Below are 25,136 nucleotides of genomic sequence, written 5' to 3'. Positions count from 1 at the left end.
GAGAATGCAGCTGCCCGGCAAAGCGCCGGGCAGTTTTTTTATCGTAGCTCCCATTTTCCGTTCAGTCCTTTTGGAAGGCTTTTATACTTTGCGGGCATGCAGATACATAATCATCCTACCAAACCTCTCAGCAAACGGGAGAGCCATTAAAGACGTTAGCACGTTGAAAATGACACTGATGTGCGCCAGCTGGACATCGGGGGATTTAGCCAGATTCGGTCCCAGGCCCCCGAGAACAGGAATGAGTGGGATGAACAACAATACACCAATAACATTCAGCCATACATGTGCGAAGGCCGCCAGCTTCGCTTCTTCTCCTCCGCCTATTGACGCAATCAGTGCGGTGATGCAAGTTCCGATATTTGCCCCAAGCATGACCGCGATTCCTGCTTCGAGTCCGAGAACACCTGAAGTAAGGAATCCCATGGCTATACCGGTCATTGCTGTACTTGATTGAATGATGGCAGTCATGCATGCGCCAGCAGCAATACCCATCAGTACATGCTCGTTTAAAGACATTAACAGCCGAGAAACCGAGTCAACCGAAGTAAGGGGGACCGCCAGTGCCTCAAATCCCTTCATAGCAGTGAAAACCGAGGCTATTCCCAGAAAAACCATCCCAAGGCTTCTCCAAGCCGCATTCTTTGCGAAAGTAAATAAGACGCCTATAATAGCTATCGGGATCAGTATCCTGCCAAGATCAAAAGTGATCAGCTCCGTTTTAAAAGTTGTTCCGATATTGGTACCGAGGATAATCCCAATAGATTGTGGAAAGGTCAGGACTCTTGCGGAAATCAAACCAATCGCCAATACCATTACTGTTGAACTGCTTTGCAATACAGCCGTGACCAAGGTGCCTGTAACCATTCCTTTTGCCGGACTGCTAGTCAGTTTTTTCAGGAGTACTTTAAGCCTGTCCCCGGAAATATTAAACATCCCGATCCTGATGACTGTCATCCCCAGGATAAATAATCCAATACATAAACTAAATAAAATAATATATTTCAAGCGCATCCTCTCCCGTTACCATTCTATTGCCTGTCCACTGGAAGAATGATAGGATTTTCCCTTTTGTGGCTAAAATTTCGCATTTGGGTGAAAATAAGATTGAGTCCGATACACAAGTCATGCTTAAATTCAGTTGACCTCATGTAAAGGTTGTATTATAATGGCAAAGTACATGGACTTCCATGTGTTTGATGTGAGTGTGTTGTGTTCGGAGGGAGGGAAAGAGAATGTCTAAAACCGTCGTTCGTAAAAACGAATCGCTTGAAGATGCTCTTCGACGCTTTAAACGTACTGTATCTAAATCAGGTACTATCCAAGAAGCTAGAAAGCGCGAATTCTACGAAAAGCCTAGTGTAAAGCGTAAGAAGAAGTCTGAAGCAGCTAGAAAACGCAAGTTCTAAGAGAGGGTCGGATCATTTTGAGTCTACTCGAGCGTTTGAATAATGACATGAAACTAGCGATGAAAAGCAAAGACAAAGACAAGTTGACTGTTATCCGGATGATTAAAGCTTCCCTGCAGAATGAAGCCATTAAGCATGGGAAAGAACTCACCGGGGAAGAAGAACTTACTGTCCTTTCTCGCGAAATGAAACAACGGAAAGACTCCCTTCATGAATTTGATAAAGCAGGTCGCCAAGATCTTGTGGAAAAGTTGCATCAGGAAATAGCAATAGTTGAAATTTATATGCCTCAGCAGCTTTCTGAAGAAGAGCTTGAAGGCATTGTAAAGGAAACAATTACTGAAACCGGTGCAAGTTCTAAAGCTGAAATGGGAAAAGTGATGGCTGCCATTATGCCAAAAGTAAAAGGCAAGGCAGACGGATCTCTTGTGAATAAACTTGTGCAACAACACCTTTCATAATTCAACTGACATCAATGGCCGCAGGCGAAAGCCTGCGGTTTTATTTTACTTCTAAAAATGAAACTTTATAGATGCTGATGCGTACATAATAAGGCAAGGAGATATAGAGGGGGGATTTAGATGGCGGAAATTATTACAGATCCCATAGTGGTAACAGTATTATTGACAATAGCCGGCATGGCGATGGTGCTGGAGCTTTTTTCACCGCGGATAGGGCTTTCTGGACTGGTCGGGCTTAGCGCGCTGCTCATATTTTTTTACGGCCACTACATCGCAGGCCAAGCAGGATTCGGGACACTGGCACTTTTTATCGGCGGAATTGTCCTAATTTTCCTGGAATTCTTTTTGCCTGGAGCTGTTGCAGGAACACTGGGGGTAGCCGCGTTGATTGGAAGTCTTTTTCTGGCAGGTGGAAGTACTTTTCAAATGGGTGTCTCCTTATTAATTTCTATTTTTTTCTCAATTGTATTTTTTATCCTGCTCATAAAGGTTTTCCATAAAAAGATGACTATTTTCAATTCTATGGTATTGTATGATGAGGCCCGCAAGGAAGATGGCTATGTTTCCAATGTCAACAGGACGGATCTTTTGGGGCGGGAAGGTGTTGCCCTAACTGTTCTGAGGCCATCTGGAACCGCCATTTTCAACAGCGAACGCATTGACGTTGTGACAGAAGGGGCTTTTATCAGGCAGGATGCCAGAGTGAAGGTCATCGAAGTCGAGGGACCCAGGATAGTCGTAAGAGAGATAAAGAACTAAGGAGGTTATGGAATGTTAACGAGTGAAACGATTTTTTTATTTGCCATTGTAGCTGTAGCAATCATTTTATTTGCCATTTTATTATCCTTTGTGCCGGTGATGCTGTGGATTTCAGCACTGGCTGCGGGGGTAAGGGTCAGCATTTTCACCCTGATTGGTATGAGGCTTCGCCGAGTAACGCCGCACAGAGTGATCAATCCGCTTATTAAAGCCCATAAAGCTGGCCTTAACGTAACAACAAACCAGCTTGAAAGCCATTATTTGGCGGGGGGAAATGTTGACAGGGTGGTAAATGCCCTGATTGCAGCCCACAGAGCCAATATCGAACTTTCCTTTGAAAGGAGCGCGGCCATCGACCTTGCGGGGCGGGACGTGCTTGAAGCAGTGCAAATGAGTGTTAACCCGAAAGTAATTGAAACACCATTCATCGCGGGTGTCGCGATGAACGGTATTGAGGTAAAAGCCAAGGCCAGAATTACGGTAAGGGCAAATATCGACCGCCTAGTCGGGGGAGCCGGGGAAGAAACAGTTGTGGCCAGGGTCGGTGAAGGGGTCGTATCAACAATTGGTTCTTCGGAAAACCATAGTAAAGTACTTGAAAATCCTGATCTGATTTCCCAAACAGTCCTGGCGAAAGGACTTGATGCCGGAACAGCGTTTGAAATCCTCTCGATTGACATTGCCGACGTTGATATCGGCAAGAATATCGGTGCGGAGCTGCAAACCGAGCAGGCTGAAGCGGATAAGAAAATCGCCCAGGCAAAAGCGGAAGAGCGCCGTGCGATGGCTGTCGCCAGCGAACAAGAGATGCGCGCAAGGGTAGAAGAGATGCGGGCACGTGTTGTCGAGGCGGAAGCTGAAGTTCCGTTAGCAATGGCAGACGCGCTGAAGACTGGCAACTTTGGAGTCATGGATTATATGAATTTCCGTAATATCTCTGCTGATACCGATATGAGAGATTCAATCGGTAAAATGGGCAAGGATAAAAAGAAAGATGGCCAGTAAGCAGCCATAACTGCCATTGCGGCAGGGAAGGAGGCGCATTTTGGAAAGAATATTTGAAAATCCGATTCTTTTATTTATTGTCATTGCCTTTATTTCTTCCCTTTTCGCAAAATCAAAAGGGAGTACAGAGAATAAGCGGCGGACCCTTCCAGACCTGAAAAAGGAATTAGAAGAAACATACCGGGAAATAACCCGGCAGGAACAGCCGGGCCATGAAACTGCGCCGCCTGTAAGGAACCATAAGCCGCTCCATCCTAAAGAAAAAATAAAACAGGCTGTGAAGCCCGCAGCAAGGGGAGAAACTCCCCCTGCGATGATGGAACGGGCCAAAAACCCTGGCAGTGTCAGGGGTTCCATAAGGCAGGAGCAGACACATGCTAACGAGGAAATGCCAGCCATCGAACCTGTTACAGAAAAGAATCTTGCCGATGCGATTGTCTGGGCCGAAATACTTGGTCCTCCGCGCGCAAAGAAACCTTATTACAAACGGTAGCTTCAATGCCTGCTGGATGGTACGAAAAATAGGTGCTAGAACCCCCTTTCATTTCATAAATATGATGTGAAAGGGGGTTCTTTTTTTTATGGCGAAGAAATGGGGCCATTCACTCCGAAAATGGATATCGATAAAAATGGATCTTCCTCAAGATGTCACGATGGATTTACCAAGAATTACGATGATTGGACAAATCCATATCTATATAGAAAATCATAGAGGGCTGTTGACCTTTACAGACCGGGAACTTAGACTGCTGCTGAAAAAGGGGCAGCTTTTGATAAAAGGCAAGGCCTTTGTCATTAAGACGATTTTGCCGGAAGAAATATTACTGGAAGGAAAAATAGACCAGGTTGTCTATATAAACGAAGAAACCGGGGGATCTAAATGAAAAATGAATGGATGGAGTTTTTCAGGGGAAAAGTGACTGTCAGGCTGTCGGGAAATGGCAATGAACGCTTTCTTAATACGCTGGCCAGAAATGGCTTTCTTCTATGGAACGTTAAAAGAAAAGGTCCCGATACAATCCAATTTACCCTCAGGCTGACAGACGCCTTCCAAATCCGCAGGCATGTAAGGGGTACCGGTTTGAAGATATCATTTATCAGCCGGAAAGGGTATCCGTTTTTAATAAAACGGATATTAAAAAATAGTGGTTTTTTGATCGGCGGCTTCCTGTTTTTGATTATCTTTATGTTGTTATCAAATATTGTTTGGGGTATAGAAATAAAAGGAGCTAAACCGGAAACGGAGTATCAGATCAGGAAAGAATTGGACAAGATTGGGGTTAAGCCAGGAAAGCTGATGTTTTTCCTTGATAGCGTAGAAACAATCCAGAGGAACCTGACGAACGAGGTTGGTGCTATAACATGGGTTGGTGTGGAACTCCGGGGGACAACCTATCATCTTAGGGTTGTCGAGAAAAATGAGCCCAAAGAAATGGAGTACCTGACTCCAAGACATCTGATTGCCAAAAAGGAAGCGGTAGTTGTTAACTATTTTATTGAGAAAGGGAAAAAACTTTTTGATGTAAATGACCGGGTCGTGCCTGGCCAGATGCTCGTATCGGGATTGATTGGCAGAGAAGGTGAAGAAGAAGCGATAGCCGCAAAAGGCGAAGTCTGGGGGGAAACCCTTTACAAAGGCTATGCGGAACTGCCTTTATCAGCCACATTCCAAGTATTCAATGGGCTGGAACAGCAAAAACATTATTTGCGGTTTGGCGGCTTCAGTATCCCGGTTTGGGGTTTTGGCAAGGTGGAATTCAAGAATTATGAAACAGAAACAGCAGCAGTTAATCCGAAGATTTACAAGTGGAAATTGCCTGTTGCGTACGTAAACAAGACAATGAGGGAGCGGGAAGAGGTCACCCGCGTGTATACGAAGGAAGAAGCGGTTAAAAAGGCAGCTGAATTAGCAAAATTGGATTTAAAAAAACGCATAGATGAAAATGCTATCATTAAAGAGGAGAAAATTTTGCACCGTACGATTTCCAATGGTAAAGTTAAACTGTCTATCTTATACACCGTAATTGAAAATATCGCAATAGGACAACCGATTATTCAAGGAGATTAATGAATGGCAGAAAATCCAAAAATTATCCAACTTCAGCTTGAAAATCCAAATGAGGCCATCACTCTTTTTGGAAACTCTGATACGAACCTGAAAATTCTGGAACAGGAATTGAGGGTGTCGATTATTTCGAGGGGAGAAGTCATTAATGTGGCTGGTCCAGAAGACCAGGCAGAACTTGCCGCCTCGGTGATGGAAAAGCTTGCATACGTAATCAGGAAAGGAATCAGCATCGGCCCGCGTGACGTCTTATATGCAATAGAACTCGCGAGGAAAGGAACCCTCGAATATTTTGAAAATTTATTCGAAGAGGAAATCGCCAAGAATTCCAAAGGGAAATCCATTCGGGCGAAAACAATCGGACAGGGTTATTACATTAATGCGATCAAGAAGCACGATATGGTATTTGGAATCGGTCCAGCCGGTACAGGAAAAACATATCTGGCGGTTGTGATGGCAGTTGCCGCATTGAAAAATGGCAGCGTGAACAAAATCATCTTGACCAGGCCTGCTGTTGAAGCTGGTGAGAGTCTTGGTTTCCTTCCGGGAGATCTGAAGGAAAAGGTAGATCCCTATTTAAGGCCGCTCTATGATGCCCTACATGATGTTCTAGGCATGGAGCACACTGTCAGGCTGATTGAACGCGGCACGATTGAAATAGCTCCTCTTGCCTATATGAGGGGGCGGACCCTTGATGAAGCTTTTGTCATCCTCGATGAAGCACAGAACACAACCCATGCCCAAATGAAAATGTTCCTGACACGGCTCGGTTTTGGTTCGAAAATGATTATCACCGGGGATAAAACACAAATTGATTTGCCGAAAGGTGCAAAATCCGGACTGGTTTCAGCCGAGGAGATACTGGGCCAAGTGAAAGGAATTTCTTTTGTCCTTCTTGAGCAAAGCGATGTCGTACGCCATCCACTCGTCGGAAGAATCATAAATGCTTATGGCAAAGTTGAGTAAAGCTGTCCATCCGGGCAGCTTTTTTCAATTTCCTCCTCCCAGAAGCTGTGAATTTGGAATTTTAAGTGAAATATGGCTTGAAAACTGGTATGCTTTCTAAAAGGACGAACGTCCAGTTGGTTGGCAGTTTTCTCATCAATCAAATAAACGCAAAGCTTTCTTTACATATAAACCCACTTTGGGAGGGGGACTTCTATCATGATTTTGCTTCAACAGCAATTTCAGAGAATTAAGCAATTGCTAAACTTTGCTTTTTTTAGGATCGTTTTTTTCGTTATTCTAGGTGTTGTCCTTTTCCTGTCCATGTATAGCAATGTCAAGCCGGAACAATTGAAGCTTGGCCTCTTTGACGTTGCCGAAAAGACAGTGGTGTCTCCGCTTACAGTGGAAGATAGAGAGAGTACAGAGGCTAAACGGAAAGAAGAACTGGACCGGATCCCCGCGGTCTACACTCTCAAAAGGGAATACTCCAAAAACCAAGTCGATTTAGTCGGTTCTATTTACGATTCTGCCATTAAAGTGAATCAGGAAGCCCAAGAAGAAATGAAAAAAGCGGCGGAGGAGGCGGAGGAGGGGGAGCCAAAGCCGGAGATAACGCCGATATCTGTTGCGGATAAGGTGAAGGATTTAAAAGGGAGACTAACATCTTCCGTCATAGAAGAATTACCGGAAGAGGTTTTTTTAGCGCTTGTCAGCGCCGATAATAGCCAATTGGCCATAGCGAAAGACTTGACGATTACGGCAATCAGCAATGAGATGGATAGCAGGATATCAGCAGATGAAGTTGAAAATGCTAAAAAAAGAGTTGAAGAAGAAATTAAATACACCACTATGGATACAAGTTTAAAGCAGGCGTCCATTCTTTTGGGGCGATTTGCTGTCATCCAGAATGAATTTTATGACCCGCAGGCAACTGAAGAAAAGCGCAGACAAGCTTCGGAAAGTGTTGAACCTGTCAAGATCCTTGAGGGCCAGGTCATTGTAGAGGAAGGGGAACTTGTCACCCATGAAATATACCGCCAGCTTAAGCTTACCGGCCTCCTTGGCAGCCAGGATTCGAAAAAACCATTTATAGGGCTAACCTTATTGATTGTCATTGTTTTATCGGCATTTTATTATTATTTCACACAGCAAAAAGTAACCTCTGATAAAAAACAAACCAGTCTTTTGCTCTTCGGGATTATATTTTCATTTTCCATCATTTTGATGAAAATAGTCAGTCAGTTTCAGCAGTTGGATTATGAGGGAATAAGTTATTTAGTTCCTGCCGCAATGGCCGGCATGTTGCTCACAATCCTGATCGATGAGAAGCTCGCGTGGCTTACCGCAGTCGTTCAGGCCATTTGCGGGAGCATTATTTTTAATGAAGAAATGACCGGTACCTTGAATATGTCCGCAGGTATTTATCAATTATGCGGAGGGTTAGCCGCAACGTTCCTGCTGAAGGGGCAAAATGCAAGGTCGAAAATATTGCCGGCTGGATTATTTGTTTCCTTAGTCAATCTTGCAATTGTGTTCACCCTTTTATTTTTAAGGAACACTCAGTATTCCGGGGTGGAATATGGTTTGCTCTTTATATTCGCCGCCGTATCAGGGATCGCCTCAGCAGTCCTGGCCTTGGGTATCCTGCCGTTTTTAGAAACGAGCTTCGGGATTTTATCAACGATGAGGCTGATTGAACTTTCAAATCCGAACCATCCCCTGCTCAAAAAGATTCTGACTGAAGCACCGGGCACCTATCATCACAGTGTCATGGTTGCGAACATGTCTGAAGCGGCCTGCGAAGCAATCGGGGCAAATGGCCTGCTAGCCAGGGTGGGTTGTTATTACCATGATATCGGCAAAACAAAACGCCCAATTTTTTTTATTGAAAACCAAATGAATAGGGAAAATCCGCATGACCGGTTATCGCCGCAGAAAAGTGCGCAAATTATTATTGCGCATGCAACGGATGGAGCCGCGCTGCTGAGAAAGCATCGGATGCCAAAAGAAATTATCGAAATCGCCGAACAGCACCATGGCACTTCACTAATAAAATATTTTTATCATAAAGCGAACCAGAGCGGGACTGCGAAGGAAAGTGACTACCGCTACCCAGGGCCGAAAGCGCAGACAAAGGAAACGGCCATTATAGCCATCGCGGACAGCGTGGAGGCAGCCGTAAGGTCGATGTCCCATCCTACCCCCGAGCAAATTGAAGCGCTTGTCAATTCGATCATTTCTGATAAACTTCAGGATGGGCAGCTGAATGAATGCGATTTAACATTGAAAGAAATTGAGATTGTTGCACATACACTATGTGAAACTTTAAAGGGGATCTTTCATTCAAGAATTGAATATCCCGCAGAAATTACGAAACAGAAGGTGATACAGGCATGACTTTAACGATCGACTTTTTAGATGAAACAAATACAGTTAAGGATGAAGCGGCCAACCAGCTGGAAAGCCTGCTTAATTTTGCCGCGGAACAATTACAGGTTGAAGATGGAAGTGAAGTTTCGATTACTTTTGTCGGAAACGAAAGAATACGTGAAATTAACCGCGACTACAGGAATAAGGATGTGCCAACTGATGTTATTTCCTTTCCGATGGAGGAACTAGGCGAAGGGGAAATGGAAATAATGGGTGAAGGGATGCCTAGGATTTTAGGTGATATTATCATTTCAATTCCGAAAACAGAGGAGCAGGCTAAAGAATACGGCCACTCATTAATGAGGGAACTTGGATTCCTGGCTGTTCATGGCTTTCTTCACCTTCTTGGTTTCGACCATGAAACGAAAGAAGAAGAGACCGAGATGTTTTCCCTTCAAAAAGACATCCTTGAGGGATACGGTCTTTCAAGGCAGCAAGGATAGTGCCTGTATGAGGCTGATCAAATCATTTGGCTATGCGATAGCTGGGATTGCTGAGGCTGCAAGGAAGGAAAGAAACCTTAGGATTCATCTTATTATTGGGACGGCAGTCATTGCCCTTGCTTTTTTCTTTTCAATAACGGCAACGGAATGGCTTTTTATCCTATTCGCTATCGGCGGGATGATCTCGCTGGAACTGATGAATTCAGCTATCGAAAGGGCGGTTGATCTCTCAACTGAGGAGTTTCACCCTTTGGCAAAACAAGCAAAGGATATGGCGGCTGGGGCAGTTTTAGTATTTGCTTGCCTTTCAGTCATTATAGGGTTGATTATTTTTTGGCCCAGGCTTGCGGGTATGCCGGGTCTATAGAGGGTAGGCGGCGGCCTGCCTTTTTTTCTTTTCTCTGGAGTGTAAAAAAATCAGATTTTATTTCTTGATTTGTAAACAGGGAAGAATCTTTGCTACAATGTCGAAAACAGGTTCTTCTTAATGAGAATATATTGGGAAAATTCAAACTTTTTATTAAGTTTCCCTTACAAAGGGTGAAATGGGAGGCAGTTTAAGGTATGATGAAAGCAGGAATGAAGTGTATTCATATGATCGATATGGGCCTGTCAGTTTTCTTTCACCATCTTAACTCCCGAAGGAGATTTGTTTTAATAAATAGTATTGAGGTAATATGAGAAACTACAGCCGGGAGTATAACACCCAGCTGGATATCGGAGGAAGTTACAGTAATGGAGAAAGAAAACAAAGGCTATAAATCAGGATTTATTTCGATCATAGGAAGGCCCAATGTCGGAAAATCAACATTTTTAAACAGGGTGATCGGGCAAAAAATCGCGATTATGAGCGATAAACCACAGACAACCCGCAACAAAGTGCAGGGGGTACTGACCCTTGATGATGCGCAATTGATATTTATTGATACCCCCGGCATTCATAAGCCCAAGCATAAGCTTGGTGATTTTATGATGAAAGTCGCACAAAATACACTAAAGGGCGTAGACTTGATTCTTTTTATGGTCAGTGCCGAAGAAGGATTCGGAAAAGGTGAAGAGTTCATTCTTGAAAAATTCAAGTCTGTCAAAACACCTGTTTTTCTAATAATAAATAAAATCGATAAGGTGCATCCTGATGAGCTCTTGAAGATAATTGACGATTATAAAGATAAACACCCATTCGATTCGATTGTTCCCATTTCGGCCCTTGAAGGCAATAATGTCGGCCGGCTTTTGGAGCAAATAAAAGAGCATATGCCAGAAGGGCCCCAATTTTACCCGGCTGACCAGGTGACAGACCATCCGGAGCGGTTCATTGTCTCCGAATTGATCAGGGAAAAAGCACTTCACCTTACAAGGGAGGAAGTTCCCCACTCCCTGGCCGTAGTGATTGAAAAGATGGAGCGGGATGGACAAAAGGATTTAGTCCATGTTATGGCAACCATTGTGGTTGAAAGAGATTCACAAAAGGGAATCGTTATTGGCAAGCAGGGAGCCATGCTGAAGGAAATCGGGAAACGGGCAAGGCTGGATATCGAACAACTCCTTGGCACAAAAGTTTTCCTCGAACTGTGGGTGAAAGTCCAGAAGGATTGGCGGAATAAAATGTCCCAGCTTCGTGATTATGGTTTCAGGGAAGATGAATATTAAGCCTAATGGCGTTCCACATTATCAGTGGCTGACCAAATAGGAGTATGATTATTCATAAGGTTGATTAGCAATATTTTATCATTATGATTTTGAATTGACAGGCTATGATAAATGGTACCAGGGATAAAGGAAAAAGCTAAGCACTAAAGAAAGGATGGGGTTTTCAATGTTGGATTTTACCTGGAAAGTATTCAGTCAGACAGGCAGCATTGACACATACCTTCTCTTTAAAGAAATGGAGAAGGAAGGGCAAGACATTCCCGGCAATCTTGACGAAGAGCTAGCGCAAACAGATTTTCCCGTTTCATAAGTTTGTCTAATTTCCTGGATGGTGACGGCGATGCTGCAAAAATGTGAAGGCATCATCATTAGAACAACTGATTATGGCGAGACGAATAAGGTTGTCACAATGTATACAAGGGAGTGGGGAAAGACCGGAGCGATGGCCCGTGGCGCCAAAAAGACGAACAGCAGGCTGGCGGCGATCACACAGCTCTTGACACACGGTTATTTCCTCATTCAGAAAGGAAGCGGGCTTGGGACTCTTCAGCAGGGAGAAGTCATTTCTTCACTGAAAACTGTCCGAGAAGACATCTTCCTGACGGCATATGCAAGCTATATTGCCGAGCTCACCGACAAGGCGACAGAAGACAATAAGCCCAACCCGTTCTTATTTGAACTTCTTTATCAAACACTTGATTATTTAAACGAAGGGATCGATCCCGAAGTCCTGATGTTTATTTATGAAATGAAAATGCTCAATGTCATGGGACTCTATCCTGTCCTGGATCAATGCTCCGTTTGCGGCAGCACAGACGGGCATTTTTCATTTTCAATCAGGGAGGGCGGCTTTATCTGCCATCGCTGTCTCGAAAAAGATCCTTACCACTTTAAAATCTCCCCGGCAGCAGCCAGGCTTTTGCGGCTTTTTTATTATTTTGATTTAACACGTTTAGGAAACGTCTCAGTAAAAAAGGAAACAAAGGAAGAGCTGAAGAAGATTATTTCCGCTTATTATGAGGAATATTCCGGGCTTAGCCTAAAGTCGAAAAAATTCCTAAAGTCAATGGAAAGCTTTCGGGATATGGTTTAATCAGGTTGACATTCAAAGCCTTTTTCGCTACTATTTCAATTAAAGCAAACAATTTCATAATTGCTGAGAAGGAAAAGAGTACCTGCTAATTTCTGTGAAAGCGAATCCGGGAAGGTGGAAGCCGGATGACAGAAACCCAGGGAAGGCATTCCTGAGCAATATTTGATTAAAGAGGCCGCTGATGCGGCAAATAGGGTGGAACCGCGGGTAAACTCTCGTCCCTATGCTATCTGGCATATGGACGGGGGTTTTTTATTTTTGCAAAAGATACATAAAAACTAATCATAAAAGGAGTAATAGCCATGAGCATTACGATGGATCAAATTGTCTCCCACGCAAAACACAGAGGATTCGTTTTTCCTGGGTCAGAAATTTACGGAGGGCTTGCAAATACGTGGGATTACGGGCCGCTCGGTGTAGAACTTAAGAACAATATTAAGAAAGCCTGGTGGAAAAAGTTCGTCCAGGAATCTCCTTATAATGTCGGCCTTGACGCCGCAATCCTGATGAACCCTAGAACATGGGAAGCTTCTGGGCATATCGGCAATTTCAATGACCCGATGATCGATTGCAAAAAATGCAAATCGAGGCACAGGGCAGATAAAATTATCGAAAATGCACTTGATGAAAAAGGAATCGAACTTGTTGTCGATGGGCTTCCGTTTGAAAAAATGGAGGAGCTGATCAAGGAATATGATATCGCGTGCCCAGAATGCGGCAGCAAGGAATTTACTGGCATCAGGCAATTCAATTTAATGTTTAAAACCTTCCAGGGTGTTACCGAGTCGAGCACGAATGAGATTTTTCTCCGTCCGGAGACAGCCCAAGGGATTTTTGTAAACTTCAAAAATGTGCAAAGGACAATGAGGAAAAAACTCCCGTTCGGAATCGCGCAAATAGGAAAAAGTTTCAGGAATGAAATAACTCCTGGCAATTTTACTTTCCGGACGAGGGAATTCGAGCAGATGGAGCTAGAGTTTTTCTGCCAGCCAGGATCAGAGCTTGAATGGTTTGCCTATTGGAAGGACTTTGCCGAAAAATGGCTATTAAGCCTTGGAATGCGAAGGGAAAACCTGCGGCTGCGTGATCATTCGGATGATGAATTGTCCCATTACAGCAATGCGACAACTGATTTCGAATATAAGTTTCCATTCGGCTGGGGAGAGCTTTGGGGAGTTGCTTCAAGGACCGATTACGATTTGAAGCAACATATGCAATATTCCGGAGAAGACTTCCATTACCTTGATCCTGAAACGAATGAAAAATATATCCCTTATTGCATAGAACCATCACTCGGGGCTGACAGGGTTACACTTGCTTACCTGATTGACGCTTACGAAGAGGAACAATTGGAGGACGGTACATCAAGGACCGTCATGCATCTGCACCCAGCGCTGGCACCTTTCAAAGCGGCTATTTTACCTCTGTCAAAAAAACTATCAGATTCGGCTCGTGAAGTTTTCAAGGACCTTTCATCTGAATTCATGGTCGATTTTGACGAGACAGGATCAATTGGAAAGAGATACCGCCGCCATGATGAGATTGGGACGCCATTCTGCATAACAGTTGATTTCGATACAGCAGAGGATCGCATGGTGACTGTCAGGGATCGTGATACGATGGAGCAGACACGCATTCCAATTAGCGGGCTGGCAGCTTTCCTGAAGGAAAAAACACATTTCTAAGAGCGATTCTTTGTAACACTGTGAATGGGCGGTGAGGAACATAGAACTGAATAAACGGCAGGAGAAAATTCTGCAAATAGTAAAAGAAAATGGTCCGATTACCGGTGAGCATATTGCGGACAGACTGAACCTGACCAGGGCAACATTAAGGCCCGACTTGGCCATATTGACCATGGCGGGCTACCTGGATGCCAGGCCAAGAGTCGGGTACTTCTTTACTGGAAAGTCAGGCGATCAGCTGTTATCGGAAAAACTGCAAAAAATACTCGTAAGTGATTACCAGTCAAGACCAGTTGTTGTAAATGAAAATGTCTCTGTATATGATTCGATCGTGACAATGTTCCTGGAGGATGTCGGCACACTCTTTGTGGTAGATGACAAATCCGTCCTTGCCGGAGTCCTTTCAAGGAAGGATTTACTCAGAGCGAGTCTTGGTAATCAGGAGCTATCCAGTCTGCCGGTCAACATCATCATGACAAGAATGCCGAATGTGACGGTGTGCCGGAAAGACGATCTTCTGACCGATGTGGCCAAGTTGCTGATTGACAGGCAAATTGATGCCATTCCAGTCATAAAAGATACGGATAAAGGCCTTGAAGTAACAGGCAGGATAACAAAAACCAGTATTACAAAAGCCTTTGTTTCATTGGGTAACGCAGAGTGAGCATACTTTAGGAAAAGGGGAATGGAAACAGCGATGGAGCAGCCAATCATCTATGTCGTGTCCGATTCGGTGGGAGAGACGGCCGAACTTGTAACGAAGGCGGCAATCACTCAATTTAACGGTAATCACATTAAACTGAAAAGGTTTCCTTATGTGGAAGATACAGAACATATTGATGAAGTCATTTCGCTGGCTTCGTTCGATAAAGGGATGATCGCCTTTACATTAGTAAAACCGCAAATGCGTTCCTATATGATGGAAAGTGCCGAGAAAGCTGGTATACGGGCGGTTGACCTAATCGGGCCTCTAATGGATCAAATACAAGCTTTTTCAGGGAAAACTCCGTTGTTTGAACCGGGTCTTGTCAGGAAGCTTGATGAAGATTATTTTAAAAAGGTGGAAGCGATTGAATTTGCCGTGAAATACGATGACGGCAGAGACCCAAGGGGACTGATGAAAGCAGATATCATCCTAATTGGAGTTTCAAGGACATCAAAAACCCCGCTATCCCAGTACTTGGCACATCAACGGCTTAAGGTGGCGAATGTTCCGCTTGTGCCGGAAGTAGACCCTCCTGAGGAACTATATAAAGTGTCGCCGGAAAAATGCTTTGGCTTGAAAATAAGCCCGGAGAAGTTAAATAATATCCGCATTGAACGACTTAAATCACTTGGTTTAAACGACAGCGCCAGCTATGCCAACATTGTCAGGATTAAAGAAGAGCTAGCCTTTTTTGATATGATTATAGAAAAAATAGGCTGCCCGATCATTGATGTGACGAATAAAGCGGTGGAAGAAACAGCGAATGTGATTTTGAGCAAAGTCCAAAAGTAATCAGTGAGGAAACACATGGCAGGAATGGGCCATGTGTTTTCATATTTTATTATGGTAAAAAGTCTTTAAATGTTCTATAATAAAAAATTGTGATAAAAATAAAGAAAATAGAGGTTTAGAGTTACACCTTGAGGAATAAACTATTTATTGTCAGATGTCAAGGAAGAGAATAGAAAAAAATTCGACACAATCTCCGATAATCTTTACTAGGAAAGAAGGAATTTACGGGGGGATGTAGAATTAGTACTAAGGAAAAAAGAAAACCGGCAGTTTTTGTGGATGCGGATTCTTGCCCTGTTAAAGAGGAAATCGCCCATTTGGCGTCCGACTTTTCTGTCCCGGCCATATTTGTCGCATCTTATGCCCATACTGTGACAAATCCGTTATATGCAGACTGGGATTGGAGATATGTGGATTCTAGCCGTGAAGCGGCGGATCTTTATATCATGAACCATACCATGAAAGGGGACATTGTTGTTACCCAGGATATCGGCCTTGCTTCCACCCTGCTTCCGAAAGGGGTTTATGTATTGTCCCCCAAGGGAATTTTATTTGAGGATAAAGACATCCAGACAGCCTTGGATATCCGTTTTTTAAACGCCAAAGCAAGGGCAAGGGGGATTTACGGGAAAGGCCCCTCACCTTTTTCAGAGGTGGAGCGAAAACGATTTGTCCGGGTACTGTCAGAAATCTTTGCAACTGCGGCAGTCCGCAAAGAGCCGGATTGATTAAGTATGCTGATATGGAGATGTTTTTATGGCGGTGCGCATACCCGAAGAAAAAATCAATCAGATACGCCAATCTGTTGATATAGTAGAAGTTGTCGGTGAATATGTGCAGCTTAAGAAACAGGGCCGCAATTATTTTGGCCTTTGTCCATTCCATGGGGAAAATTCACCTTCCTTTTCTGTATCACCTGAAAAGCAGATTTTTCACTGCTTCGGGTGCGGTACAGGAGGAAATGTTTTTTCTTTTTTAATGGAACTTGAAGGTGCTTCCTTCACCGATGCGGCAGTGAAACTCGCTGCCAGGGCGGGAATTGAACTGGAAGTCAGCCAGGCGAATGAGTCTGCAGGCAGAGCCGGACAGGCGGCCCTCCAGCCGCTCTATGAAGCACATGAGCTTCTAAATAAATTTTACCACCATATTCTTGTCCATACAAAAGACGGGCAGGAAGCGCTGGAATATTTGCTGGAAAGGGGATTCACCAGGGAGTCAATTGATAAATTCCAAATAGGCTATGCGCTTGATTCCTGGGATTTCGTCACCAACTTCCTCTTGAAGAGGGGCTTTAAGCCGGAAGAAATGGAAAAAGCCGGTCTAATAATAAAGCGGGAACGTGATGGCACCTATTTTGACAGGTTCCGAAATCGAATTATGTTTCCTCTTTTTGACCAAAACGGAAAAACGATTGCTTTTTCAGGAAGGACAATGGGAGGGGAAAACCCTAAATATCTGAACAGTCCTGAAACAGCAATCTTTAATAAAAGCAGAACATTGTACAATTTTCACTTGGCAAAGCCTGTTATACGCCGGCAGAACCACGCTGTCCTTTTCGAGGGGTTTGCGGATGTCATCTCGTCTGACCGAGCCGGCGTTGAAAATGGAATCGGGACAATGGGCACCTCCCTGACACCGGAGCACATATCCTTGATTCGCCGCAATGCCCAGCAGGTAACTGTCTGCTTTGACTCTGATCATGCGGGAATAGAAGCCGCATTCAGGGCGGGCCTCATGCTAGCGGAGGCTGCGATTGATATTCGGGTGGCCGTGATGCCTGACAGTCTTGATCCTGACGATTATATCAAGAAATATGGCGAGGAAAAATTCAGGACAGAAATCATCGGGGCCAGCCTCACATGGATGTCATTCAAATTCCTTTATTATCGGCGGGGGAAAAATCTCCAAAATGAAGGAGATAGGCTCGCCTATATAGAAAAGATAATAAGCGAAATAAGCCTGTTGCCGAACGTAGTTGAAAAAGACCACTATTTAAGGCAGCTGGCCGATGAATTCTCGCTTTCGCTGGAAGCTCTAAAACAGCAATTGTCTGTTTCCGGCCCAAAGAATAAACAGCAGGAACAACGTCCAGTCCCTGCTGCACAGAACCGCTTTAGCCCCAGGCTGGTAACTGAATTGAAGCCTGCCCATTTCACAGCGGAACGGCGGATGATTGCCCATATGCTTCGGAATAGGGATGTGGCTTATAAAATTCAGGAAATGCTGAATGGAAATACATTTCATCATGACGAGCACCAGGCGATTTTCACCTACCTTTTCGGCTACTTTGAGGAAAGGGAACAATTTGAGCTTGTTGATTTCCTTGATTATATAAAGGATGAAAAGCTTAGGAGGATGGTTGCCGAAATTGGAATGATGACAGTGAATGAGGAATTGGGCGATAAAGAGCTATCTGATTATATCAATCAGGTGTTGAAATATGAAAAGATGTTAAAAATAAAGGAAAAAAGGGCACAGCAGAAAGAAGCTGATTCCCAAAAGGATTACCCGCGGGCCATCCAGCTGGGTAAAGAAATACTTGAGTTGCAAAAATCATTGTAAAGCAGTTTAATCTGCCTGAATTTTGAAGGAGGGGGACCTATGGCTGAGAAGTCAGCACGGTCAAACGAGGTCGAAACTGAATTGACCGTTGAACAAGTAAAGGACCAATTAACAGCACTGGGTAAAAAAGTTGGCCACCTTGCCTATGATGATATAGCTGAAAAAATGGCGAATTTTGAACTGGATTCCGATCAAATGGATGAATTTTATGAATTCCTTGGTGACCAAGGAATTGAGCTGGTCGGAGATAACGAGGAGGCTGACCCGAATACCCAGCAGCTTGCAAAGGACGATGATGAGGAATTCGACCTTAATGACTTGAGTGTCCCTCCAGGCGTGAAAATCAACGATCCAGTCCGCATGTATTTAAAAGAAATCGGCAGAGTCGACCTTTTATCCGCAGAGGAAGAGATCGAGCTTGCCAACAGGATTGAGGCCGGGGACGAGGAAGCGAAGCGCCGCCTGGCTGAAGCAAACCTGAGGCTGGTTGTCAGCATCGCCAAACGGTATGTCGGCAGGGGGATGCTGTTCCTCGACCTAATTCAGGAAGGAAATATGGGCCTTATTAAAGCTGTTGAAAAGTTTGACTACCGTAAAGGGTTTAAATTCAGTACGTATGCAACATGGTGGATCCGCCAGGCCATTACCCGCGCAATAGCAGACCAGGCAAGGACAATCCGCATACCGGTCCATATGGTGGAAACAATCAATAAACTGATCAGGGTTCAAAGACAGCTGCTTCAGGACTTAGGGCGCGAACCGACTCCTGAAGAGATTGCCGAAGACATGGATCTTACTCCTGATAAGGTCAGGGAAATCTTAAAGATTGCCCAGGAACCGGTCTCTCTTGAAACTCCAATCGGCGAGGAAGACGATTCTCATCTTGGTGATTTCATTGAAGACCAGGATGCGACTTCCCCATCCGAACATGCGGCTTTCGAATTGTTGAAAGAACAGTTGGAAGACGTGCTCGATACTTTAACTGACAGGGAAGAGAATGTCCTTCGCTTAAGGTTTGGGCTTGATGATGGCCGGACCCGCACACTTGAAGAAGTGGGGAAGGTCTTTGGCGTAACCAGGGAGCGAATCAGGCAAATCGAAGCAAAGGCGCTGAGAAAACTAAGGCATCCAAGCCGAAGCAAGCGCCTGAAAGATTTCCTGGAATAAGAATGATTTATGAGCTTGCCTCTTAATGAGGCAGGCTTTTTCTTTTGCCCAATTTATAGCTGCCTTTTGAATCTTACAATTAGCAATCAATTTTCTTGAGAAAACAAACTGGATTGAGCACGCCTAACCAGGGATAAGACATTCGGCCCATTTACCTTGTGATTCATTTTACTGAATGGGAAATCCAAAAGCAAATGTAATAAGGAATAATTTTAAAATAACAGAGTGATTTTCCTAAAAGTTATAAATGTTGAGAAAATTATATTATCACCATATAATGGTTAAGAAAGCGCATACATTGGAGTTGGAGGGGGACACATGAATTTCGATTTAACACCTGAACAGGAAATGATTAAAAAAATGATGAAAGAATTTGTTGATGAGGAAGTCGCTCCAGGTGCCCTGGAACGGGATAGATCAAAGAAATTTCCGATTGAGATTTTTAAAAAACTTGGAGAAATGGGCATCATGGGCCTTCCATTTCCTGAGGAATATGGCGGCGGCGGTGCTGATACGGTCAGTTTTGCCATCGTCACGGAAGAACTCAGCAGGGGATGCGGTTCAACAGGTATTACCTATTCCGCCCATATCTCGCTTGGCGGGGCACCAATCAATATGTTCGGGACAGAAGAACAAAAACAAAAGTACCTCGCTCCGATCTGCACAGGAGAATCATTTGGCGCCTTTGGGCTGACAGAGCCCAATGCCGGTTCGGATGCGGGCGGTACAAGGACGACGGCCAAACTGGAAAATGGCGAGTGGACCATTAACGGGAGTAAATGCTTTATTACTAATGCTAGCTATGCCAAACACTTGGCCTTAACGGCTGTTACCGGTGAAGTTAACGGGGAAAAAGAAATCAGCGCAATTCTTGTTCCAACTGACGCCACGGGTTTTTCGATAATAGACAATTATGAAAAGATGGGGCTGCATTCCTCCAACACAACAGAACTAGTTATGGAGGATGTCATGGTTCCCGAGGAAAATCTCCTTGGTAAGAGGGGAGAAGGTTTTAAGCAATTTCTGATTACGCTTGATGGGGGAAGAATTGGGATAGGGGCGATGGCCGTCGGAATTGCTCAGGCTGCTTATGAAAAGGCGTTGCAGTATTCCAAGGAACGGAAGCAATTCGGCAAACCGCTTTCCTCTTTTCAGGCAATCCAATTTAAACTTGCCGATATGGCCATGAAAATAGAACTTGCAAGAAATATGGTCTATAAAGCAGCATGGCTGAAGGACAAGGGGAAATCATTTACGAAAGAAGCTTCGATGTGCAAATTATATGCCTCGGAAATTTGTATGGAAGTTACCGACCAGGCTGTCCAAATTCACGGGGGATATGGATATATGAAAGATTATCATGTAGAACGGTATATGCGGGATGCCAAACTACTTGAAATAGGGGAAGGAACTTCTGAAATACAACGCATCGTTATTGCAAGGGAGATTGGCTGTTAGTAGGACCAGGCTCCTTATTATAAAGAAGGCTTCCTTCGATTCAGAAATCTGCGGGAAAGATAAAAATCATTACTCAGAATGGAAAAAAGGCTGTCGGTAAACGATTTTCGGCAGCCTTTTCCTTTCTTTTCAACTAAAAGTGACAAAAGTAACTTAAATGCTTTTCCTTCCGTGGGTTTTCAGCTAAAATAGAAGTTGTTTGCATCATCTATGTTATAGTTCGTACATAAGGGAGGGGTATTACATGAAAAATCCAGTTATTCCATTCATTATGATCATGGTATTGGGTATCGGGTTGATGTTTGTGCTTTCCTTCAAAGGTCTTGGTGATATGAAGGAGGTAGCCAAAGGCGACAAGGCCGGCGGTGAAAAGACGACAGAGGTGGCAAAGCCTGATGAGCTTTACAAGGCAAAAGGATGTATCGGCTGCCATGGCGACAATCTCGAAGGCAAAACAGGCCCGAAACTTAGCGATATCGGTTCAAAACTACAGGAAGCCGATATCAAAGACGTTATTTTGAATGGTAAAGGTTCAATGCCGAAGGGTCTGGCAAGCGGGGAAGAAGCCAATGCCCTGGCCAAATGGCTAGCGGATAAGAAATAAAGTAAACTCGCGTAAGTTAAGGGTTTTACTGCCCCTTAATCGGGATCATATTTTTTAGAAGAGCTGCCAGGGGATTGGCAGCTCTGTCGCTTTTTCTGTCCTTTGCATACGTGAAGGACTTTTTTTATACTTAAGGAGTACTAGTTAACGAAAAGTGGTGAGGATAAATGAATGCTCAGCAATTATCTATGAGGCTCGCGACAGTAGCAGCCTTTGTCCCGGAAGGCGCCAAGCTTGCGGATATAGGCTCGGACCATGCCTATCTCCCATGCTATCTTGCCAATAAGGGATTGATTTCTTCCGCCATCGCGGGAGAAGTCGTCGAAGGCCCCTACCTGTCCGCAAAAAAGCAGGTCGAGGCGGAAGGACTTGATGATATCATCCAAGTAAGGATGGGAAATGGGCTCGAAGTCATCAGCTCAAATGACGCAGACTGCATAACAATAGCCGGCATGGGCGGAGCCCTGATAGCAGAAATTCTTGAAGCCGGGAAAGATAAACTCGGACAGATTACCAGGCTGGTGCTACAGCCGAATGTCAGTGCGATTTCGGTAAGGGAATGGCTTCGTGATAATGGCTGGGAACTGATTGACGAGGCCATTCTAGAGGAAGACGGCAAAATATATGAAATCCTTGCTGCTGAAAAAGGAATTCCGGACAAGCCTTATGAAAGCGGCTTGGAAAAAGGGCTGTTATTTGGACCATTTCTTCTTAAACGAAAGAATGAAGTATTTACTAAGAAGTGGTCATTTGAAAAAGAAAACTGGCAAAGAATCGTCAAACAGCTTGATCAGGCCAGGGAGACTGAAGAGGCGAAAAAGAAAAAAGAAGAAATTTTTGAAAAGATAAAGTTGGTGGAGGAGGTACTTTCCCATTGAAAAAAATAAATGGACATGAAATCATCGGCCTTCTGGAAAAGTTTTCACCAAAGGAATACGCAATGGAAGGCGACAAGGTCGGCCTGCAAATTGGCAGGCTTAATCAGCCGGTCGATCGGGTGTTAATTGCCCTCGATTTGGTTGAAGAGGTTGTGGAGGAAGCAATTGAAAAAAATATTCAGTTGATCATCGCCCATCATCCGCCAATCTACAGGCCGTTGGCAAAGCTTGCAACCGATACAGCACAAGGCCGAATCATTGAGAAGCTCATTAAGCATGATATAGCTGTCTATGCGGCCCATACCAACCTCGATGTCGCAACAGGCGGGGTTAATGATATGCTGGCAGAAGCGCTCGGTTTGCAAAATTCCGAGGTTCTCGTGCCCACTTTTGAAGAAAAGCTAAAAAAGATTGCGGTCTTTGTTCCTGTGGAATCTGCCGATGCTGTCAGGGAAGCACTCGGACACGCAGGAGCTGGCTCCATTGGTGAATACAGCAATTGTTCATATTCCTCGTCCGGAACTGGAAGGTTTCTTCCTGGGGAAGGGGCGAATCCATTTATTGGCCATAAAGGGAAAATTGAAGAGGTTGAGGAAATAAAAATTGAAACCATTGTTCCTGAAAGGCTTATGAAAAAGGTTGTCACAGCGATGCTGAAGGCCCATCCATATGAAGAACCGGCATATGATATTTATCAGCTCGTAAATAGGGGGGAAACACTGGGGCTGGGCAGGATAGGCACGATTAAGGAAATGACCCTGAAGGATTTCGCTGATAAGGTTAAAACAGATTTAGGTGTAGAAAGAGTAAGAGTTGTCGGGAACCTTAAAGACAAAGTTAAAAAAGTCGCCGTGCTCGGCGGCGACGGAAATAAGTACTTTTCACAAGCTAAATTCAAAGGCGCGGATGTATATGTAACCGGCGATATCTATTATCATGTCGCTCACGATGGCCTAATGCTGGGATTGAATATGGTCGATCCAGGCCATAACGTGGAAAAAATAATGAAAAAAGGACTTGCGGCAATTCTAACCCGAATGAGTGAAGAAACGGGATATAGCGTAGAAGTTCTTGCCTCAGAAATCGATACGGACCCATTCCAAATAGTATAAGAGAAAAAACCGGCCAGATTGCCGGTTTTTTCGTTGAAGAACGCTTTAAATTCGTGCTTCCGGATTTTTGACCTTCGGCAGGATTTTAGAAAGAGGGACATTCTTTTCCAGAATCCATGTTGCGGGTTCTTCCGGGTCATATTTTTCAAGGAAAGCAATGACTTCCTTCGTAATTGGGGTAGGGGTTGACGCTCCTGCGGTTACAGCGACTGTTGTCGCACCCTTTAGCCACTCAAGGTCAAGTTCACTTATATCTGCAATCCGATAAGCCTTTGTTCCTGCTATTTCTTCTGAAACCTGAGCCAGCCTGTTGGAGTTATTGCTTTTAGGGTCACCAACGACAATTAAAACATCTGCCTGCCCAGCTTGCTCGGCAACCGCTTCCTGCCTGACCTGAGTAGCCATGCAAATTTCTTTGTGAACTTCCACATGAGGATATTTTTCTTCTACCTTTTTCATAATATCCGCAACGTCCCATTGGCTCATGGTTGTCTGGTTTGTCACGATGATTTTATCGTGATTCAGTTCCAGTGCATCGACATCCGCTTCTGTTTCGACGAGGAAGACGGTGCCTGGCGCTGCCACTCCGACAGCTCCCTCCGGTTCGGGATGCCCCTTTTTGCCAATATAAATAACCTTATAGCCTTCAGCTTCCTTAGCATGGATCAAATCATGCGTTTTAGTTACATCCGGACAGGTGGCATCGAGGGCGATCAGCCCTTTTTCCTTTGCAAGGTTCCTGACTTCTGGCGAGATGCCGTGGGCTGTGAATATGACCGTTCCCTTTTCAACTTTCTCGAGTATTTCCCGACGGTTATTGCCGTCTAACGTGATGATGCCTTCTTCCGCGAAAGCGTCCGTAACATGTTTATTATGAACAATCATCCCTAGGATGTAGATTGGCCTGGGAAGGGATTTATCTAAAGCCGCGTTCCTTGCGATTACCATGGCATCGACAACGCCATAGCAATAGCCGCGAGGTGAAATTTTAATGACATTCATATTAACGCCTCCTATAAAGGTCAGACTTGACCACTATGTATATAGTATATAGGACTTGGCAAAATACTTCAAAGTGTATAATATCACAAGGAAGAATAATGAAAAGAAGGTGCCGGAAGCGGCACCTAGAATCAGAAAAACAATTTCGGCCTCGACTCGCCCTTGCCTTCCCTTTTACTCCTATTTCTGATGGAGGTGTTTTCCTCAGCTGACTCGGTCCCGTCTTGCTCCAAGTTGTCCGTGCTTTTCTCCTGACTGCTTGTGTTTCTGTTTTTCCTTCTTTTATCAATTTCCTGGCCGCCGGCAGGTTTTTCATTCTTCTTTGTTTCTGTTGCTTCTTCTGACTGGCTGTCACTGGCTTTAATCCCGCGATAAAGTTTCCACATCGAAGGCAGGTTCTTGATTAGAGGGCCGTACTGTTCGATGAGCGGACCGAATTTCTGGGCAGTATTAATCACATTTTGTGTATTTGCCAGGAAAGTGTTAATCGTATCCGGATTTCCAAGCGATTTCAAAACTGATCCCGCACCAGTCTGTCCTTGTGTCGCAGCCCGTGTAGTTGATGCAATTCCTTGGTTACGGCCTGCGCCCCCAAGTAACCTGGCAAGGAGACCCCCGCCTCTTGAGGGCTGCTGCGGCTGCATCATATTCATCGGTCCCATGTTAGGGCCGCGGGGCGGCGCAGGGAAGCCGGACTGACGGGCAAACCGCGGGGCCATTGGCTGTCGGCCAAATCCTCCCGGTCTTGGCATTGGCATTTGCGGCATAGGTGGCATTCTTTCAGCCTCCTTTCAAAATGTCCTCTTTCTAAAATATGCAGCCTATCCCCAATATGTTAAGGTAGTGTTAAAAGGGAATGATATATACTGCAAAAGAACCTGGCATTAGAAGAACAATTCTGTGTTTA

The 25,136-nt window shown here is 44.5% G+C and carries 27 protein-coding genes; 24 read left to right on the top strand and 3 right to left on the bottom strand.

Annotated features, from left to right (window positions below; translation table 11 throughout):
- Positions 1 to 81 precede the first annotated feature (81 nt).
- A complete protein-coding gene (locus tag BN1002_RS13350) occupies positions 82 to 1,014 on the bottom strand; it encodes a Na/Pi symporter (RefSeq protein WP_048825600.1) in 933 nt (310 codons plus the stop codon).
- Positions 1,015 to 1,235: 221 nt separating this feature from the next.
- Here BN1002_RS13350 and rpsU point away from each other — a divergent pair, with 221 nt between their 5' ends.
- The 24 genes from rpsU to BN1002_RS13235 all read left to right on the top strand — a co-directional run bounded on the left by rpsU (position 1,236) and on the right by BN1002_RS13235 (position 23,227).
- Positions 1,236 to 1,409: a 30S ribosomal protein S21 gene (gene rpsU / locus BN1002_RS13345; RefSeq protein ID WP_015595024.1), complete on the top strand. Its 174-nt coding sequence runs from the start codon at positions 1,236 to 1,238 to the stop codon at positions 1,407 to 1,409.
- Positions 1,410 to 1,426: 17 nt separating this feature from the next.
- On the top strand, positions 1,427 to 1,870 hold the full coding sequence (locus BN1002_RS13340) for a GatB/YqeY domain-containing protein (protein ID WP_048825597.1): 444 nt from the start codon (positions 1,427 to 1,429) through the stop codon (positions 1,868 to 1,870).
- Positions 1,871 to 1,990: 120 nt separating this feature from the next.
- Complete coding sequence (locus tag BN1002_RS13335; protein ID WP_048825596.1) at positions 1,991 to 2,629, top strand: NfeD family protein; 639 nt, start codon at positions 1,991 to 1,993, stop codon at positions 2,627 to 2,629.
- A gap of 12 nt (positions 2,630 to 2,641) precedes the next feature.
- Complete coding sequence (gene floA / locus BN1002_RS13330) at positions 2,642 to 3,634, top strand: flotillin-like protein FloA (protein WP_048825594.1); 993 nt, start codon at positions 2,642 to 2,644, stop codon at positions 3,632 to 3,634.
- Between the two features lie 40 nt (positions 3,635 to 3,674).
- Positions 3,675 to 4,127, top strand: coding sequence for a hypothetical protein (locus tag BN1002_RS13325; protein ID WP_048825592.1), 453 nt, complete (start codon positions 3,675 to 3,677; stop codon positions 4,125 to 4,127).
- 88 nt (positions 4,128 to 4,215) lie between these two features.
- On the top strand, positions 4,216 to 4,518 hold the full coding sequence (gene yqfC / locus BN1002_RS13320) for a sporulation protein YqfC (RefSeq protein WP_048825591.1): 303 nt from the start codon (positions 4,216 to 4,218) through the stop codon (positions 4,516 to 4,518).
- Positions 4,515 to 5,702: a sporulation protein YqfD gene (gene yqfD, locus BN1002_RS13315; RefSeq protein WP_048825589.1), complete on the top strand. Its 1,188-nt coding sequence runs from the start codon at positions 4,515 to 4,517 to the stop codon at positions 5,700 to 5,702. The genes yqfC and yqfD overlap by 4 nt, the downstream gene beginning before the upstream one ends.
- A 3-nt stretch (positions 5,703 to 5,705) precedes the next feature.
- A complete protein-coding gene (locus tag BN1002_RS13310) occupies positions 5,706 to 6,665 on the top strand; it encodes a PhoH family protein (protein ID WP_048825587.1) in 960 nt (319 codons plus the stop codon).
- A gap of 198 nt (positions 6,666 to 6,863) precedes the next feature.
- Positions 6,864 to 9,044 carry an HD family phosphohydrolase gene (locus tag BN1002_RS13305; protein ID WP_048825586.1) on the top strand — a complete coding sequence of 727 codons (2,181 nt, stop codon included), beginning with the start codon at positions 6,864 to 6,866 and terminating at the stop codon, positions 9,042 to 9,044.
- A complete protein-coding gene (gene ybeY / locus BN1002_RS13300; protein WP_048825583.1) occupies positions 9,041 to 9,520 on the top strand; it encodes an rRNA maturation RNase YbeY in 480 nt (159 codons plus the stop codon). Before BN1002_RS13305 ends, ybeY begins: the two co-directional genes overlap by 4 nt.
- A 7-nt stretch (positions 9,521 to 9,527) precedes the next feature.
- The gene (locus tag BN1002_RS13295) at positions 9,528 to 9,887 is read left to right on the top strand and encodes a diacylglycerol kinase family protein (protein ID WP_048825581.1); all 360 of its coding nucleotides are present in this window, start codon (positions 9,528 to 9,530) and stop codon (positions 9,885 to 9,887) included.
- 368 nt (positions 9,888 to 10,255) lie between these two features.
- Entirely contained in the window at positions 10,256 to 11,170 is a 915-nt protein-coding gene (era, locus tag BN1002_RS13290) for a GTPase Era (protein ID WP_048825580.1), read from the top strand.
- A gap of 166 nt (positions 11,171 to 11,336) precedes the next feature.
- Positions 11,337 to 11,480, top strand: a complete 144-nt coding sequence (locus BN1002_RS23345) for a YqzL family protein (RefSeq protein ID WP_082036238.1) — start codon at positions 11,337 to 11,339, stop codon at positions 11,478 to 11,480.
- A gap of 30 nt (positions 11,481 to 11,510) precedes the next feature.
- On the top strand, positions 11,511 to 12,263 hold the full coding sequence (gene recO / locus BN1002_RS13285; RefSeq protein WP_048825578.1) for a DNA repair protein RecO: 753 nt from the start codon (positions 11,511 to 11,513) through the stop codon (positions 12,261 to 12,263).
- A gap of 302 nt (positions 12,264 to 12,565) precedes the next feature.
- Positions 12,566 to 13,948, top strand: coding sequence for a glycine--tRNA ligase (locus BN1002_RS13280; RefSeq protein WP_048825576.1), 1,383 nt, complete (start codon positions 12,566 to 12,568; stop codon positions 13,946 to 13,948).
- A 31-nt stretch (positions 13,949 to 13,979) separates the two neighbouring features.
- Positions 13,980 to 14,612: a transcriptional regulator CcpN gene (locus BN1002_RS13275; RefSeq protein ID WP_048825575.1), complete on the top strand. Its 633-nt coding sequence runs from the start codon at positions 13,980 to 13,982 to the stop codon at positions 14,610 to 14,612.
- 33 nt (positions 14,613 to 14,645) lie between these two features.
- Positions 14,646 to 15,446, top strand: coding sequence for a pyruvate, water dikinase regulatory protein (locus BN1002_RS13270; protein ID WP_048827944.1), 801 nt, complete (start codon positions 14,646 to 14,648; stop codon positions 15,444 to 15,446).
- A gap of 275 nt (positions 15,447 to 15,721) precedes the next feature.
- On the top strand, positions 15,722 to 16,174 hold the full coding sequence (locus BN1002_RS13265) for a YaiI/YqxD family protein (RefSeq protein WP_082036237.1): 453 nt from the start codon (positions 15,722 to 15,724) through the stop codon (positions 16,172 to 16,174).
- 28 nt (positions 16,175 to 16,202) lie between these two features.
- The gene (dnaG, locus tag BN1002_RS13260; protein WP_048825573.1) at positions 16,203 to 18,008 is read left to right on the top strand and encodes a DNA primase; all 1,806 of its coding nucleotides are present in this window, start codon (positions 16,203 to 16,205) and stop codon (positions 18,006 to 18,008) included.
- 39 nt (positions 18,009 to 18,047) lie between these two features.
- On the top strand, positions 18,048 to 19,175 hold the full coding sequence (rpoD, locus tag BN1002_RS13255) for an RNA polymerase sigma factor RpoD (RefSeq protein WP_048825572.1): 1,128 nt from the start codon (positions 18,048 to 18,050) through the stop codon (positions 19,173 to 19,175).
- Positions 19,176 to 19,493: 318 nt separating this feature from the next.
- The gene (locus tag BN1002_RS13250; RefSeq protein ID WP_048825570.1) at positions 19,494 to 20,633 is read left to right on the top strand and encodes an acyl-CoA dehydrogenase family protein; all 1,140 of its coding nucleotides are present in this window, start codon (positions 19,494 to 19,496) and stop codon (positions 20,631 to 20,633) included.
- A gap of 244 nt (positions 20,634 to 20,877) precedes the next feature.
- Positions 20,878 to 21,237, top strand: coding sequence for a cytochrome c550 (cccA, locus tag BN1002_RS13245; protein WP_048825569.1), 360 nt, complete (start codon positions 20,878 to 20,880; stop codon positions 21,235 to 21,237).
- A 167-nt stretch (positions 21,238 to 21,404) separates the two neighbouring features.
- Positions 21,405 to 22,115: a tRNA (adenine(22)-N(1))-methyltransferase gene (locus tag BN1002_RS13240; RefSeq protein ID WP_048825567.1), complete on the top strand. Its 711-nt coding sequence runs from the start codon at positions 21,405 to 21,407 to the stop codon at positions 22,113 to 22,115.
- Positions 22,112 to 23,227 carry a Nif3-like dinuclear metal center hexameric protein gene (locus tag BN1002_RS13235; RefSeq protein WP_048825565.1) on the top strand — a complete coding sequence of 372 codons (1,116 nt, stop codon included), beginning with the start codon at positions 22,112 to 22,114 and terminating at the stop codon, positions 23,225 to 23,227. The genes BN1002_RS13240 and BN1002_RS13235 overlap by 4 nt, the downstream gene beginning before the upstream one ends.
- Positions 23,228 to 23,272: 45 nt before the next feature.
- Here the strand turns inward: BN1002_RS13235 and BN1002_RS13230 are convergent, their stop codons facing one another.
- Both BN1002_RS13230 and vrrA read right to left on the bottom strand, forming a co-directional pair.
- Positions 23,273 to 24,229, bottom strand: a complete 957-nt coding sequence (locus tag BN1002_RS13230) for a 4-hydroxy-3-methylbut-2-enyl diphosphate reductase (protein ID WP_048825563.1) — start codon at positions 24,227 to 24,229, stop codon at positions 23,273 to 23,275.
- A 131-nt stretch (positions 24,230 to 24,360) separates the two neighbouring features.
- Positions 24,361 to 25,005 (bottom strand): VrrA/YqfQ family protein, encoded by a 645-nt coding sequence (gene vrrA / locus BN1002_RS13225; protein WP_048825562.1) that lies wholly within the window; start codon positions 25,003 to 25,005, stop codon positions 24,361 to 24,363.
- Positions 25,006 to 25,136 lie beyond the last annotated feature (131 nt).

Origin of the sequence: Bacillus sp. B-jedd, assembly GCF_000821085.1 — a bacterium.
Lineage (GTDB): Bacteria > Bacillota > Bacilli > Bacillales > Cytobacillaceae > Bacillus_D.
This window is presented reverse-complemented; position numbering and strand designations above follow the sequence as displayed.

Bases quoted from the DNA above. Each gene is read 5' to 3' on its own strand.
- BN1002_RS13305 (WP_048825586.1), top strand. From the start codon at position 6,864: ATGATTTTGCTTCAACAGCAATTTCAGAGAATTAAGCAATTGCTAAAC.
- cccA (WP_048825569.1), top strand. From the start codon at position 20,878: ATGAAAAATCCAGTTATTCCATTCATTATGATCATGGTATTGGGTATC.
- rpsU (WP_015595024.1), top strand. From the start codon at position 1,236: ATGTCTAAAACCGTCGTTCGTAAAAACGAATCGCTTGAAGATGCTCTT.
- BN1002_RS13310 (WP_048825587.1), top strand. From the start codon at position 5,706: ATGGCAGAAAATCCAAAAATTATCCAACTTCAGCTTGAAAATCCAAAT.
- floA (WP_048825594.1), top strand. From the start codon at position 2,642: ATGTTAACGAGTGAAACGATTTTTTTATTTGCCATTGTAGCTGTAGCA.
- vrrA (WP_048825562.1), bottom strand. From the start codon at position 25,005: ATGCCACCTATGCCGCAAATGCCAATGCCAAGACCGGGAGGATTTGGC.
- BN1002_RS23345 (WP_082036238.1), top strand. From the start codon at position 11,337: ATGTTGGATTTTACCTGGAAAGTATTCAGTCAGACAGGCAGCATTGAC.
- era (WP_048825580.1), top strand. From the start codon at position 10,256: ATGGAGAAAGAAAACAAAGGCTATAAATCAGGATTTATTTCGATCATA.
- BN1002_RS13335 (WP_048825596.1), top strand. From the start codon at position 1,991: ATGGCGGAAATTATTACAGATCCCATAGTGGTAACAGTATTATTGACA.
- BN1002_RS13295 (WP_048825581.1), top strand. From the start codon at position 9,528: ATGAGGCTGATCAAATCATTTGGCTATGCGATAGCTGGGATTGCTGAG.
- BN1002_RS13230 (WP_048825563.1), bottom strand. From the start codon at position 24,229: ATGAATGTCATTAAAATTTCACCTCGCGGCTATTGCTATGGCGTTGTC.
- yqfD (WP_048825589.1), top strand. From the start codon at position 4,515: ATGAAAAATGAATGGATGGAGTTTTTCAGGGGAAAAGTGACTGTCAGG.
- BN1002_RS13240 (WP_048825567.1), top strand. From the start codon at position 21,405: ATGAATGCTCAGCAATTATCTATGAGGCTCGCGACAGTAGCAGCCTTT.
- BN1002_RS13280 (WP_048825576.1), top strand. From the start codon at position 12,566: ATGAGCATTACGATGGATCAAATTGTCTCCCACGCAAAACACAGAGGA.
- BN1002_RS13270 (WP_048827944.1), top strand. From the start codon at position 14,646: ATGGAGCAGCCAATCATCTATGTCGTGTCCGATTCGGTGGGAGAGACG.
- yqfC (WP_048825591.1), top strand. From the start codon at position 4,216: ATGGCGAAGAAATGGGGCCATTCACTCCGAAAATGGATATCGATAAAA.
- BN1002_RS13250 (WP_048825570.1), top strand. From the start codon at position 19,494: ATGAATTTCGATTTAACACCTGAACAGGAAATGATTAAAAAAATGATG.
- dnaG (WP_048825573.1), top strand. From the start codon at position 16,203: ATGGCGGTGCGCATACCCGAAGAAAAAATCAATCAGATACGCCAATCT.
- BN1002_RS13350 (WP_048825600.1), bottom strand. From the start codon at position 1,014: ATGCGCTTGAAATATATTATTTTATTTAGTTTATGTATTGGATTATTT.
- ybeY (WP_048825583.1), top strand. From the start codon at position 9,041: ATGACTTTAACGATCGACTTTTTAGATGAAACAAATACAGTTAAGGAT.
- rpoD (WP_048825572.1), top strand. From the start codon at position 18,048: ATGGCTGAGAAGTCAGCACGGTCAAACGAGGTCGAAACTGAATTGACC.
- recO (WP_048825578.1), top strand. From the start codon at position 11,511: ATGCTGCAAAAATGTGAAGGCATCATCATTAGAACAACTGATTATGGC.